Raw genomic sequence first — 14272 nt, forward strand, 5'->3', positions numbered from 1 at the left:
AAAGAGAACCACGCAATGCGAATGATTGGTAAAGCAGGAAAGGCGGCAGCAATCGCTGCCATTGCGGCACTGGCGCTGACAGCCTGCGGCCGTTCCGACTCCGGAGCATCCGGCGGATCAACCACTGGAGGCGAGGCCTTCCCGAAGGGTTCCTCGATCGGCGTCGCACTCCCGCAGAAGACCTCGGAAAACTGGGTCCTGGCGGAAAAGCTGTTCAACGACGGCCTCACCGCGGCCGGTTACAAGCCGGATGTGCAGTTCGCCAACGGCGGCGTGTCGGACCAGCAGAACCAGATCAGCGCCATGATCACCAAGGGCGACAAGGTCATCATCGTCGGCGCCATCGACGGCGCGCAGCTGGGCACCCAGCTCAAGCAGGCCAAGGACGCCGGCGCCACGATCATCGCCTACGACCGTCTGCTCCTGAACACCCAGGACGTGGACTACTACGTGGCCTACGACAACTTCAAGGTCGGTGTCCTCCAGGGCCAGGCGCTGCTGGACGGGATGAAGGCCAAGAAGCCGTCAGGTCCGTACAACATCGAGCTCTTCGCCGGCTCCCCGGATGATGCCAACGCGAAGGTCTTCTTCGACGGTGCGATGAGCGTCCTGAAGCCGAAGATTGATGACGGCACCCTGAAGGTCCTCTCCGGCCAGACGTCCTTCGAGCAGGCCGTTACCCAGGGCTGGAAGGCAGAGAACGCCCAGAAGCGCATGGACACCCTGCTCGCCGGAACCTACGGCAGCGCCCCGCTTGACGGCGTGCTGTCCCCGAACGACACCCTGGCCCGCGCAATCATCACCTCCGTCAAGGCCGCCGGCAAGCCGATCCCGGTTGTCACCGGCCAGGACTCCGAGGTGGAGTCGGTCAAGTCCATCATGGCGGGCGAACAGTACTCCACCATCAACAAGGACACCCGCGCACTTGTTGAGCACTCGATCACCATGGTCAACGACATCCAGGCAGGCAAAAAGCCTGAGATCAACGACGACAAGTCCTACAACAACACGGTCAAGGTGGTTCCGGCCTACCTGCTGACGCCCGTCATCGTGACCAAGGAAAACGTCCACACGGCCTACGTCAACGATCCGGTACTCGGACCGATCACCAAGCAGTAGTTCCGGCCCCGGCGCACGCCGCGCAGGCGCCAGCCAGGCAGCAGAGCCCCGGTTCTCCCCGCAAGGGAGGGCCGGGGCTTTTGTGTTGCCGGCAAGGGCTTTACCGGCTTTGCGACACCGGCAACGCGCTTCACAGCCGAACCATAGCTTCACCGGGAGGTTCGCACAGCAGCCCGTACCACTGTGGGAGCAGCCGCCGGGCATTCCGCCCGGCAAGAGAAACCTAGGAGTACCGTGAGCGTTCTTGCCCGGAGTGTAGGCAACGCCTTTCGAAACAAGGTCAGGACCGCCGCCGTGGTGGCCGTGCTGGCCGTAGCCATCGGACTTGCCCTGGCCATGCTCGTGGCCAACCAGGCCGTCACCGGCAAGGTCGCCGAGCTGAATGCCTCAGTGGGCACGGTCCTGACCGTGAATCCGGCCGGCGGCCAGGGTTTCGAAGGCGGCGGCGAGCCGCTCACCGCAACGCAGGCCGCCACCGCGGCGGCCGTCCCCAATGTCACGAGCGTTGTCGGCACCAAGGCGCTGCGCCTCCGCAACGCCACTGAGGCCGCTGCCCAGTCCGCATCAGGTCAGGCCGGCCCGGGCGGAGGCGCCCCGGGCGGCCAGTCGGCCACCACCGTGAGCACGAGCCTCACTGCCGCCATCGACGCCGGAACCCTCGGCAACCGCAACCAGGCAGCCACCGGCACCACCGGCACCGGCACAGGTACAACGCAAGCCGCCCCGTCCTTCTCGCTGCCCGTCACCGCTACCGGGATCGGCGCCGAGGTGGACTCCACCGGCAAGGCTCTGGTACTGACGCAGGGAACCGGCTTGGGCGACTACACGGCTGAATCCACCGGCGCCCTGCTCGGCACCACGCTGGCCGAGAAGAACGGTCTCAAAATCGGATCGACCTTCACCATCGGGGACAAGACCTTTACCGTCAAGGGCCTCTTCGACGCCGGCACCGCCTTCGGCAACAACGCCCTTTACGTGACCCTCCCGACCGCCCAGACGCTTGCCGCCCTCCCCGGCGAGCTGTCCACCATGATCGTCACCGTCAACAGCATGGAAAATGTCGACGCTGCCAAGACCGCCCTCACGACGGCGCTCGGCGCCGACAAGGCGGACGTCACCCAGGGCCAGCGGAACCTTCAGACCGCCGTCAGCTCGCTGGACAGCGTCAAGAACATTTCCTTTGTCGCCTTCGCCGCGGCCCTCGCCACCGCCGGCCTGATCATCCTCCTGATCATGGTCATGCTGGTCCGCGAACGCCGCCGCGAGATCGGCGTCCTGAAAGCCATCGGCGCCCCCAACCGCACCATCGGCCTGCAGTTCGTGCTGGAAGCCCTCGTCCTGGTGGCCCTGGGCAGCGTGGTGGGCGCCGCCATTGCATCCTTTGCCAGCGGCGGCATCGCCAGCGCCCTCATCAGTTCAAGCAGCGCCACCAGCACCACGGGCGCGGCTGCCGGCCAGCGCGGCGGCGGCTTCCCCGGCGGCCAGGGCGGGCCCTTCGGCGGGGCCAGCCAGCTGCTGACCTCCGTGACGGCGAGCGCCTCCCCCGAAGTTATTGCCACGGGCATCGCCGCGGTCTTCGGCGTCGCCATCATCGGGGCACTCGTCCCGGCCCTGCTCACCGCACGCATCCGTCCCATCGAAGTCCTCCGAGGAGAATAGCCATGATCGAAGTCAAGAACCTGGTCCGCACCTTCAAGACCGGCGACCGGACCATCAAGCCCGTCAACGACGTCAGTTTCGAACTCGCTCAGGGCACGCTGGCCTCGATCGTCGGCAAGAGCGGCAGCGGCAAGAGCACCCTGCTGTCCCTGCTCGGCGCGCTGGACAAGCCCACCAGCGGCGATGTGGTGGTCAACGGCGTGAGCCTGGCCAGCATGCCGGACGCGAAGCTGACCCACTACCGGCGCCGGGACATCGGATTCGTGTTCCAGCAGTTCAACCTGATCCCGAACCTCTCGGCCGCGGACAACGTGATGCTGCCGATGGAATTTGCCGGAATGCGCAAGGGCGCCCGGCTGGAACGGGCCCGGCAGCTGCTCGAACAGGTCCAGCTCGACCCGGACAAGCACGTGCGGCGCATCAACCGGCTCTCCGGCGGCGAACAGCAGCGCGTGGCGATCGCCCGGGCACTGGCCAACGAGCCCAAGCTGATCCTGGCCGATGAACCCACCGGCAACCTCGACGAGCAGACCGGCGAGCACATCATCGAGCTGCTCAGCGCACTCAGCCGGGACCACAACACCACCATCCTCGTAGTCACCCACGACCGCACCCTGGCCGACAAGACCGACCGGCGCTTCCGGCTCCAGCAGGGGCGGCTGACCGAGGAAACAGTAAGGGCGGCCGCGGGCGTACCCGCCTAGCCGCCGTCCTGCGTCCGATGAGGTGGCTGAAGGGCGGGCCCCCGGGCCCGCCCGACCTCGGATGAGGGCCGGTGAAGGGCGGCCGGGTGAGAGGATGGCTGCATGACTGCCCCCATCGCCAAGCCGTGGCTGTTCAGCCAGACCGACCCGGATCCGCGCACCGCAACAGGCGCCCGGCTCCGCTGGGGGGTCATCGCGACCGGCGGCATCGCCGCCGCCGTCACCCGCGACCTCGAACTCCTCGCGGACGCCGAACTCTACGCGGTCAGCTCCAGAACGCAGGCGGCGGCGGACGCGTTCGCGGCCGACTACGGCTTCGCCCGCGCCTATGGCGACCAGGACGGCGTGACCGGCTACGCCCGGCTGCTCGCCAACGACGCCGTCGACGTCGTCTACGTCGCCACGCCCCACGCGCACCACCACGAAATTGCCCTGGCCGCCCTCAAGGCCGGCAAGCATGTGCTGTGTGAAAAGGCCCTGACCGTCAACGCCCGGGAGGCCATGGAGCTTGTGTCCGCCGCCCGGGCCAACGGCCTGTTCCTGATGGAGGCGATGTGGAGCCGCTTCCTCCCGAGCATGCAGCGGGCTTTCGAGATCGCCGCCTCTGGCGAGATCGGCGACGTCAAGTGGATTGGTGCGGATCTTGGCTTCCCGGCCCCCTACTCCCCTACCTCGCGGCTCTGGGCGCCGAGGGACGGCGGTGGCGCGCTGCTGGACCTGACGGTCTACCCGCTGCTCTGGGCCCTGGGCACCCTGGGGTTTCCCCAGACAGTCAGCGCGACCGGATGGCTCAACGATGACGGCGTGGATGCCCAGAACGCGCTGACCCTGGGCTACCACCATGGTGCCCAGGCCCAGCTGACCTCCTCGCTGCTCGCCCACGGCCCGCGCACGGCCACCGTCGCGGGCAGCAAGGGGTTCCTGCAGGCCTCAGGCTCCATCAACAACCCCAAGGAGCTGCTGGTCAGGATCGGCTTCGACGAGCCCCGCAGCGAGCAGTTCACGGTGATCGGCCGCGGCTACAGCTACGAACTCCGCGAGGTGACGCGGTGCATCCAGCAGGGACTCACCGAAAGCCCGGTCATGCCGCTGGAGGACTCCCTGAACACCATGCGGCTCTTCGACGGTGTACGCGCGCAACTTGGAGTGAGCTACCCGAACGACGCCCCCTGACCACCTCCCCCGGCCAGCAAATCGGCGGGTACTGAAGGGTCTCGGAATGCGTACAGTTTCCTCTCCTCTCTGGACTCGCCTGTTGGGGCCGACTTACCCTGTAGGCAACTGTCCAGTCGTCCGGGAGCGGGGGTGCGCATGGATCCTGCAGCATCGCCCTCCCGTGCGGGCCGCAACCTCCGCCCTCTGCGACGCGTCCTGTTAGCTGCCGTCGCCGGCGCCGCATGGTTGACGCTTTCCAGCACTGCCGCACAGGCGGATGACGCCTGCTCCTTCCATGGACGGGCCGACGACGCCGGTGAGACATTAGCGGCCACCGGCTGCGCCGATGCCGGCAACTTTGCCGTAACCACCCTCGACGGCGCCCAGGTGGCCCTCGACGCCGGCCCGGCTCCCACGTGGGCGGCAGGCGCCGTTCCGGCCCTGCCCACTTCGGCCCCTGACGGCGATGCTGCCTACCCGGCCGACGAGCCCGTTGCCGATGAGCCTCCTGATGCTGCAGAGGCTGCCGTGGACCCCCCTCCGGGTCCGGACACGCGGCCGCCCGCCGCTGATCCTGCGCCCCCTGTCTTGGATCCGGCGGCGCCCGATACACCGCTCCCCGCGCCGGACAGCACTCCGCCCGCCGCCGGACCGGTAGCGGATCCTGCCGCGCCCTCAGGAGACCCGGCTGTTCCCGACCCGGGTGTTCCGGTGGTGGATCCCAACGTTCCCGTGGTGCTTCCCGAACCCGTCGCGCCCGAACCCGCCGTTCCCGACCCTGCCGTTCCCGAACCCGCGGTTCCCGACCCTGCCGTTCCTGCCGTCCCCGAACCCGCGGTTCCCGACCCTGCCGTTCCTGCCGTCCCCGAACCCGCGGTTCCCGACCCTGCCGTCCCCGACCCTGCCGTTCCCGACCCGGCTGCGCCGCTTCCCGGTGACCCCGCTGCACCGCTGCCCGGCAATCCGGCGCCTGTTCCTCAGGACGACGCTGGTGCCGTCCTTCCGGGCGACGCCACAGCAGACGTGCCGGCAGCAAACACCGCCACGCCAGCCGACAGCGGCAAGGCAGCGCCCGCGGAACCGCCGACTCCCGCTCGCGTTCAGTCGCCCAGCGCTGAGACAACCACTGCAAAGACAACCACCGCAAAGACATCCGGTCCTCAGGCGGCCAGCCCGTTCGGGACAATCGCTTCCTCTGGTGCCCAAATCTTTTATGCCGGATACCTGTGGCCCGAATCCGCCGCGCGACCCGCCGGGCCTGCCGCCGTCGCACCAGCGCAACTCCCTGCCGGCACGCCCGAACCGCCGGCCGCGCCCGCTGCACCCAGCCCAAGTCCCTGGCACGGCGGCACAGGCCTGCCCGCGGCCGACGCGCTCCCGACCGCTCCGGGCTCAGGGTCCGGCAGCGGGCACTCGGGCAACGGGCCCGCCGGAACGGCCGCGTGGGTGCCCTACCTGCACTTCATCGTGCCCGCAGGCGGGGCCGACCGTATCGGCGGTCCGCTCCAACATGAGTACAACGCCGTTTGCGCTGACCCCGGTTCTTCTCCTGACTAGTCGGGCCGTCTCTGCCTCCACAGAGCACGGCCCGTCGGGCTGCCTTGGCCGCCCGTTATCAGTCACCCAGGAGATCTCCCAATGGACTCGACCGTCCGCCGCCGGGTTTCCGGCACCGCAACTGCCAACGCGCTGATCCGGTTAGCGTCACGGGCCGTCCTCGCTCGCCCGGAGCGTTCCGGTCCGCGTCCGCGCCCTGGCTGCGGGCCCAGGCCACCGTAAGGTGTGCCACCGCTCCCGTCGAGGTCCTGTCACCGCCGGAGCAAGGTCGTTGGGTCCGCTGGGGGACCGAACGCCCTGCATTCGCTCCGGCAGAAGGGCCCTGAGGAGGAGCGGCAAAACTGCGGTCCGTCTGCACGCTGTCGCGTCCGACACTGGTCGGATGCGGCAGCGTGCAGGTTACCGGCCCGTATCATTCTTTTAGGTGCGTTACCTTGGCGCACAGAAATGGAATACGGGGAGATCGTGGACAGTTCGCCCGGCAGCATCACGGACCAGCCCTTGGGCGGCCGCTATCAGCTCGGTGAAGTGATCGGCCGCGGCGGCATGGCCTCGGTCTACACCGCCAGGGACCTGAACCTGGGCCGGGACGTCGCGCTGAAACTTTTCGCTGCGCAGTCGGCCGACCCTGACGAACTGCGCCGTCAGGAGGCCGAGATCGAGTTGCTGTCCACCCTGAACCATCCCGGCCTGGTGACACTGTTCGACGCCGGGATTGACACCCGGATTGCCGATGAGCCGCGGCCCTTCCTGACCATGGAACTGGTGGGCGGCCAGGACCTGCGCGCCCGCATCCGTCAGAGCCCGCTGCCCCTGGGCGAAGCGGCCGTCGTCGGCGCGGGGATAGCCGATGCCCTCGCCTACGTCCATGCGCTGGGCATCATCCACCGGGACATCAAGCCAGCCAACGTCCTGCTCGTTCCAGTCCGGCCCGGGGAGCCGCTGCGGCCCAAGCTGACTGACTTTGGAATCGCCCGGATCATTGACGGGACCCGGCTCACTGCCACCGGCACGATGGTGGGCACTGCCGCCTACCTCAGCCCGGAACAGGCTCGCGGCGAAGACCTCGGCCCCTCGAGCGACGTCTATTCTCTCGGCCTGGTCCTGCTCGAATGCCTTAAAGGCGAAGTGGAGTATCCCGGGAGCGCAGTGGAATCCGCCGTCGCCCGGTTGCACCGCGACCCCGTCATCCCGGACGCAGTCCCGGACGAATGGGCTCGGCTCCTGCGTGCCATGACCGCTTCCGACCCCCTAGACCGGCCCGCGGCCGCCGACGTCGAGGCCGCACTGCGCCACGCCCTGGTGTCGCCTGAATTCCTCCCCGGCCCTGTGACAGAGGAGCACACCCGCGTCCTCCCCGCCCCGGTTGCCCCAACTGCCCTCTCTGCCGAAATGGTCCCGACCGCCCGGCCGGCCAGACCACCCAGGCCGCCCGGCGTCGGCTCGGGCTCCGGTTATGACTCGGGAAAGTCCGCGGGGCTTGTCCTGGATCCGGCCGCCCCGGGCCAAGCCGTCCGCCGCCCGCCAGTGTCCCGGGCAATGGCCTGGTTCCGGCAGGCCAGCCTGCGGACCCGCCTCGTGGTGGTGCTCACCGCGCTCACCGTCCTCACGGTCGCTGCCGCCATCGGCGTCGCCATCGCCGCGCCCGCAGTCCCCGCCGCCGTCGTCCCCTACCCCACCGTCACCGGACCGCTCGGCGAGCACCTGAAGGAACTCCAGAAGAGCGTGGAACCGTGAGAGCCTCCCGCGTCGGCAGCACCGCCGGGGCCGGCTTCGGCGTCCGGTTTCCGGCATGGGGGCTGGCAGGAGCCCTGCTCGCCGGCAGCCTGGCCGGTTGCGGCTCCCCGGCACCGGACCTTGACCGCGACACGGCCAGCCAGCTGCAGTCCCAAGTCCTGGCCGTCAGCGAGGCCGCTGCCGCCAACGACCCGGCGGGCTGCCTGAAGCTGCTCGACGAGCTCCAGGCCAGCTTGGATGCCGCCGCCACAAGCGGTCAAGTGTCCTTCAAGCGCCACCAGGGCATCAAGTCTTCGATCGACGCCGTACGGGCGGACCTTGCCGCGCAGCAGGCCGCCGCCGAGGCCGCCCGGGTCGCGGCGGAGAAGGCGGCCGCAGAAAAGGCAAAAGCACAGGCAGCTGCAGCCGCGGCTGCGAAAGCGGCGGCCGCAGCCGCGGCCACGGCAGCCGCCCCCGCCCCGGCAGCACCCGCCGTCGTCGCGCCCGCGCCGGCTCCGGCTGCCGGCAAAGCCAAGGGAAAGGACAAAGGTAAGGGCAAGGGCAACGGTTGAGGACGCACATCGGGGAGGACCCCGAAGGATCCTCCCCGACTCCCTGCCGCTTCCTCCCTGGCGTCCCTCCCGCGCCCGGCCGACGGCGGACGGCCAGGCCGGACGGCGTCCCTCCCGCGCCCGGCCGACGCCGGACGGCGGACGGCGGACGGCGGACGGCGGGCGGTTGGCGGTTGGCGGCGCCTAGGCGCCCATGGCGGGGAACCGTTCCCAGGCCCGATGCGCAGCCAGGAGCCCGATCAATTGCGCGACGACGTCCTCTGCTCCCTCCCCCTGCGCGATTCCGGCGGCGTCCTGCGGGATGCTTGCGCCGTCCAGGCACGTGAGGGCGTCACCGATGCCGCCAATCGCCTTGCCGTGGCGGAACATCTCCGAGAGCAGGAGCACCACCCGCGGATCAAGGGCGGCGCCGGGCTCCCCGGCCTTGGCGTCGCGCCCCTGCTCGGCATCTTTGGCCGGCGCGCCCGAGCCGGCGATCAGCACGGCGTCGAACTCGGTCGAGCGTGCCGTGAGGTACGTGCGCTGCACCGGAATCGCCTTGCTGTTCTCGCCCAGCATGCCCCCGGCTGGGGCGATGACGAGGGGCACGATTCCGGCGTCGTCAAGCGCTGTCCGGGCCGCCTTCACCAGGTCCAGGTCGCTGCCCTCGTCCGCGAGGATGCCGACGACCCGCCCGGCCACCGGCCAGCTGCCGCCGACCTGGGACAGGGCCGGGCTCGGCGCGGCATCCGGCACCTCCACGGTGGCGGCCGGTGCCGGCAGGCCGAGACCGGCCGCCACTGCGGCGCAGAGACCGGCGTCGATATTGGCCAGTGCGGCCAGTTGCCGCTCGCGGATGCTCTGTTCGTAGCACTTGCCCAGTTCGAACGTGTACGCCTGGATCACGTGGTCCTGCTCCACCGGTGTCAGGCTCCGGAAGAAGAGCCGCGCCTGGCTGTAGTGGTCATCGAACGACGCCGGCGACTTGCGTTCCTTCACCGCGGCGGCCAGTTCCTCGGGCACGTCGATGAAGGCGCCGACGTCGGCCCCGGCAAGGAAGGGGCAGCCGCCGTCGAGCGAGTTCGGGTGGTAGGGCGCCACTCCCGCGTGGACGGCCGTCTGGTGCATGCCGTCCCGCAGCAGGTCGTTGACGGGCGCCTGCGGCCGGTTGATCGGCAGCTGGCCGAAGTTGGGCCCGCCCAGCCGGCTGATCTGGGTGTCGATGTAGGAGAAGAGACGGACCTGGAGGAGCGGATCGTTGGTGACGTCGATGCCCGGCACCAGGTGACCGGGGTGGAAGGCCACCTGCTCGGTTTCGGCAAAGTAGTTCACCGGGTTGGCGGTCAGCGTCATGAGGCCGATCGGCTGCACGGGAGCCAGCTCCTCGGGGACGAACTTCGTGGGATCCAGCAGATCGATTCCCTCGAAGAACTCCTCCTCGGTGTCCGGAAACACCTGGATGCCTAGCTCCCACTGCGGGAAGGCCCCGGCTTCGATGGCGTCGGCGAGGTCCCTGCGGTGGAAATCCGGGTCCATGCCGTTGATCAGCTGGGCCTCCTCCCAGACCAGCGAATGGACGCCCTGCTTCGGCTTCCAGTGGAACTTGACCAGGGATGTGGCGCCTTCAGCGTTCACCAGCCGGAAGGTGTGCACCCCGAACCCCTCCATGGTGCGGTAGGAACGGGGCAGCCCCCGATCGGACATGTTCCACATGGTGTGGGCCTGGGCCTCGGTGTGCAGGGAAACGAAGTCCCAAAACGTGTCGTGGGCACTCTGGGCCTGCGGGATTTCGCGGTCCGGGCGCGGTTTTGCGGCATGGACGATGTCCGGGAACTTGATGCCGTCCTGGATGAAGAAGACCGGGATGTTGTTGCCTACCAGGTCGAAGGTGCCTTCGTCGGTGTAGAACTTGGTGGCGAAGCCGCGCGTGTCCCTGACGGTGTCCGCGGAGCCGCGCGAGCCCAGCACGGTAGAAAAGCGCACGAACACAGGCGTTTCGACGTCCCTGGCCAGAAAACCCGCCCGTGTGATGTTCGCCGCCGTTCCGTAGGAGCGGAAGGTGCCGTGCGCTCCGGCACCGCGGGCGTGGACCACCCGCTCCGGAATGCGTTCGTGGTCGAAGTGGGTGATCTTCTCCCGCAGGTGGTGGTCCTGCAGGAGCACCGGGCCTCGCCGGCCGGCCTTCAGCGAGTGGTCCGTGTCCGAGAGGCGCAGGCCCTGGGCCGTCGTGAGGTATGCCCCGGACTGGGCGCGCGACGTCTCCGGTGCCCCGGTCGGCGAACCCGTGGGCGAGACGGCCTCCGGTCCCTGCTGGTCCGGCTTCGGCGGAAGTGGGTCATGAGGCGCGGTAGGTTCCCCAATGGAAACCGGCGCCGTTGTTGGGGCGCCGGGGATGATGATGTCGCGATCAGATGGCATGCGGTGACTCCTCATGGTTGTACAGCCTTGGCCACGCCGGCCCCCGGGGTCAGCCGCGGAGGCGGCGGACGGCCCGAAAAACACTAAGCGTACTTAGCACACTAGTGACGGCAAACACCGCCCACAACCGGCCCGGCGCGCGAGTCGCCCGGCCCCCGTCGGAATCGCGCGCTCGTCAGCAAACTTACTAATTGCCGGAAGACACGTTAGCGTGGACGTGTGGTGCGAGCCGCTATGGCCATCAGAACCGCGGGCTCCGGCCCGCCAACTGCAGGAGTGATGTACGCATGGCAACTGTCCAGGAATCCATTGAAGTAAACGTCCCGCTAAGCCAGGCCTATAACCAGTGGACCCAGTTCGAGGACTTCCCGCACTTCATGAGCGGGGTCGATTCCGTCACCCAACTCGACGAAACCACTGTCCATTTCAAGACCAGCATCGGCGGCGTGAAGCGCGAATACGATGCCCGGATCACCGCCCAGGAACCGGACCGGCTGGTTTCATGGGCAAGCCTCGACGAGCCCCGCAATTCCGGCATAGTCCGGTTCGAACCGGCCAGCACCGGCGGAACGAGGGTCAGCGTCGAGCTTAGCTGGCATCCGGATACGGCGGCCGAGAAAGTCGGCGCCGCCGTCGGCCTCGATTCCAGGCAGGTTGCCTCTGACCTGAAAAAATTCAAGACGTTCATTGAGGAGCGCGACGCCGCCACCGGCGCCTGGCGCGGAACGGTGGAGGGCGGCGGGCGCGTGGCCGGCGCGGGCGGGGTGGGTGCCGCTGCCGGCGCCGTCAGTTCCGACGCGACGACGGCGGTGCCGCTAGAGGAGGAAGTGGACTACGGCGAAGTGCCGACCTTCCAGCACGTCGACGCCGACCCCGACCTCGCCCCGGAGCCGCCGTTCAAGCCGGAGAGCGACCGCTGAGCCGTCAACGCTGAACCAGCAGCAAACTCTGAGCGAGTAAACGCGCAACGCCCCGCCTCCCATCGGGAAGCGGGGCGTTGCGGTGTCCGGGCCAGGAGGGCCCGGGACAGGAGGCCAGTGGCGCTACATTGCCGGCGTCACGTTGCCAGCGTCACTTCGCCAGCGTCGCGAGGACTTCGCTGAACGTCGCCGAGGGGCGCATGACGGCGGAGGCCTTGGCCTCGTCCGGGCGGTAGTAGCCGCCGAGGTCCACCGGGGAACCCTGCACGGCCAGCAGTTCGCCGGTGATGGTCTCCTCGTTGGAGTTCAGCGCGTCCGAAACGGCGGTGAAAGCCGCGGCGAGCTCGGCGTCGTCGTTCTGGCGGGCCAGTTCCTGGGCCCAGAACTTGGCCAGGTAGAAGTGGCTGCCGCGGTTGTCCAGTTCGCCGGCCTTGCGCTTCGGGGACTTGTCCTCGAGCAGGAACGTGCCGGTGGCGCGGTCCAGGGTGTCGGCCAGGATCTGGGCGCGGGCGTTGCCGGTGCTGGTGGCGAGGTGCTCGAAGCTGACGGCCAGGGCGAGGAATTCGCCCAGGCTGTCCCAGCGCAGGTGGTTTTCGCTCAGCAGCTGCTGGACGTGCTTCGGGGCGGAGCCGCCGGCGCCGGTCTCGAACAGGCCGCCGCCGTTGATGAGCGGAACCACCGAGAGCATCTTGGCGCTGGTGCCGAGTTCCAGGATCGGGAACAGGTCCGTGAGGTAGTCGCGGAGCACGTTGCCGGTCACCGAGATGGTGTCCTCGCCCTTGCGGAGGCGTTCGATCGTGAAGGCCGTGGCCTTCTCCGGGGACATGATGGCGATTTCCAGGCCCTCGGTGTCGTGGTCCTTGAGGTATTCCTCCACCTTGGCGATCATCCGGGCATCGTGGGCGCGGCCCTTGTCCAGCCAGAAGATGGCGGGCGTGGCGGAAGCGCGGGCACGGGTGACGGCCAGCTTGACCCAGTCGCGGATCGGCACGTCCTTGGTCTGGCAGGCGCGCCAGATGTCGCCCGGGGCGACCTGGTGCTCGATCAGCACGGTGCCGGCGTCGTCGACGATCTGCACGGTGCCGGCGGACTGGATCTCGAACGTCTTGTCATGGCTGCCGTATTCCTCGGCGGCCTGGGCCATGAGGCCGACGTTCGGGACGGTTCCCATGGTGGTGGGGTCGAAGGCGCCGTGGGCGCGGCAGTCGTCGATGACAACCTGGTAGATGCCGGCGTAGCTGCTGTCCGGCAGGACGGCGAGCGTGTCGGCTTCCTGGCCGTCGCGGCCCCACATGTGGCCGGAGCTGCGGATCATGGCCGGCATCGAGGCGTCGACGATCACGTCGGAGGGCACGTGCAGGTTGGTGATGCCCTTGTCCGAATCGACCATGGCGAGTTCGGGGCCCTCGTTCAGGCCCTTCTCGATGGCTGCCTGGACGTCGCCGCGGATCTCTTCGGGGAGGTCCTCAAGGCCGTTGAGGATGGAGGCAAGGCCGTTGTTGGGGCTCAGGCCGGCGGCCGCGAGCTGCTCGCCGTAGGTGGCGAAGAGGTCCGCGAAGTAGGCCTTGACGACGTGGCCGAAGATGATGGGGTCCGAAACCTTCATCATGGTGGCCTTCAGGTGCGCGGAGAACAGCACGCCCTCTTCCTTGGCGCGGGCAACCTGGGCGGCCAGGAACGCGTCCAGGGCGGCCGCGCGCATCACGGTGCCGTCGATGACCTCGCCGGCCAGGACAGGGAAGGCACGCTTGAGTACCTTGACCGTGCCGTCTTCCTTGACGAGCTGGATCTTGAGGTTCGTGTCGGCGTCGATCACGACAGACAACTCGTTGGAGCGGAAGTCGTCGGCGTCCATGTGCGCCACGTTGGTCTTGGACTCCGGCGTCCAGGCGCCCATGCTGTGCGGGTTCTGGCGTGCGTAGTTCTTGACCGAAAGCGGTGCGCGGCGGTCCGAGTTGCCTTCACGCAGGACCGGGTTCACGGCCGAGCCCTTGATCTTGTCGTAGCGCGACCGGATGTCCGTTTCCTCATCCGAGGAGGGGTTGTCCGGGTAGTCCGGGAGTGCGTAACCGTGGCCCTGGAGTTCGGCGATTGCCGCCTTCAGCTGGGGCACGGAGGCGCTGATGTTGGGCAGCTTGATGATGTTGGCTTCGGGCGTCTTGGCGAGGGCGCCAAGCTCGGCCAGCGCGTCGCCGACGCGCTGCTCTTCGGTGAGGAAGTCACCGAATGCGGCGATGATGCGGCCGGCCAGCGAGATGTCACGGGTCTCCACTTCCACACCGGCCGTTGAGGCAAACGCCTCGATGATCGGCAAGAACGAATAGGTGGCCAGCATCGGCGCTTCGTCGGTGTGGGTATAGATAATCTTTGCCATTGCTCGGGCGTCTCCCTGAAGGTCTGGGTATTTCCGGAATCTTGTGTTATCTCAACACCCCTTAACTTACCTGAGGTGGCCTCGATGGTGCCTACCGGC

10 protein-coding genes are annotated in these 14272 nt (G+C 68.4%); 8 read left to right on the top strand and 2 right to left on the bottom strand.

Annotated elements, in window-relative coordinates:
• Positions 1–15 precede the first annotated feature (15 nt).
• From BM372_RS15235 to BM372_RS15265, 7 genes are all read left to right on the top strand, one after another.
• On the top strand, positions 16–1119 hold the full coding sequence (locus tag BM372_RS15235) for a substrate-binding domain-containing protein (RefSeq protein ID WP_090956290.1): 1104 nt from the start codon (positions 16–18) through the stop codon (positions 1117–1119).
• Positions 1120–1353: 234 nt separating this feature from the next.
• On the top strand, positions 1354–2778 hold the full coding sequence (locus BM372_RS15240; RefSeq protein ID WP_090956291.1) for an ABC transporter permease: 1425 nt from the start codon (positions 1354–1356) through the stop codon (positions 2776–2778).
• A 2-nt stretch (positions 2779–2780) separates the two neighbouring features.
• The gene (locus BM372_RS15245) at positions 2781–3482 is read left to right on the top strand and encodes an ABC transporter ATP-binding protein (protein ID WP_090956292.1); all 702 of its coding nucleotides are present in this window, start codon (positions 2781–2783) and stop codon (positions 3480–3482) included.
• Positions 3483–3584: 102 nt separating this feature from the next.
• Positions 3585–4655, top strand: a complete 1071-nt coding sequence (locus BM372_RS15250) for a Gfo/Idh/MocA family protein (protein ID WP_090956293.1) — start codon at positions 3585–3587, stop codon at positions 4653–4655.
• A 138-nt stretch (positions 4656–4793) separates the two neighbouring features.
• Positions 4794–6194, top strand: a complete 1401-nt coding sequence (locus tag BM372_RS15255; RefSeq protein ID WP_090956294.1) for a hypothetical protein — start codon at positions 4794–4796, stop codon at positions 6192–6194.
• A 447-nt stretch (positions 6195–6641) separates the two neighbouring features.
• Positions 6642–7931 carry a serine/threonine-protein kinase gene (locus tag BM372_RS15260; protein WP_090956295.1) on the top strand — a complete coding sequence of 430 codons (1290 nt, stop codon included), beginning with the start codon at positions 6642–6644 and terminating at the stop codon, positions 7929–7931.
• On the top strand, positions 7928–8482 hold the full coding sequence (locus BM372_RS15265) for a mucin-associated surface protein (protein ID WP_090956296.1): 555 nt from the start codon (positions 7928–7930) through the stop codon (positions 8480–8482). The genes BM372_RS15260 and BM372_RS15265 overlap by 4 nt, the downstream gene beginning before the upstream one ends.
• Positions 8483–8665: 183 nt before the next feature.
• On the opposite strand, the gene BM372_RS15270 is transcribed toward BM372_RS15265, so the two are convergent.
• Entirely contained in the window at positions 8666–10879 is a 2214-nt protein-coding gene (locus tag BM372_RS15270; protein WP_090956297.1) for a catalase, read from the bottom strand.
• Between the two features lie 287 nt (positions 10880–11166).
• Here BM372_RS15270 and BM372_RS15275 point away from each other — a divergent pair, with 287 nt between their 5' ends.
• Positions 11167–11799, top strand: a complete 633-nt coding sequence (locus BM372_RS15275) for an SRPBCC family protein (RefSeq protein WP_090956298.1) — start codon at positions 11167–11169, stop codon at positions 11797–11799.
• Positions 11800–11950: 151 nt separating this feature from the next.
• Here the strand turns inward: BM372_RS15275 and BM372_RS15280 are convergent, their stop codons facing one another.
• The gene (locus BM372_RS15280) at positions 11951–14173 is read right to left on the bottom strand and encodes an NADP-dependent isocitrate dehydrogenase (RefSeq protein ID WP_090956299.1); all 2223 of its coding nucleotides are present in this window, start codon (positions 14171–14173) and stop codon (positions 11951–11953) included.
• Positions 14174–14272 lie beyond the last annotated feature (99 nt).

Origin of the sequence: Arthrobacter sp. ov118, from assembly GCF_900116495.1 — a bacterium.
GTDB lineage: Bacteria > Actinomycetota > Actinomycetes > Actinomycetales > Micrococcaceae > Arthrobacter.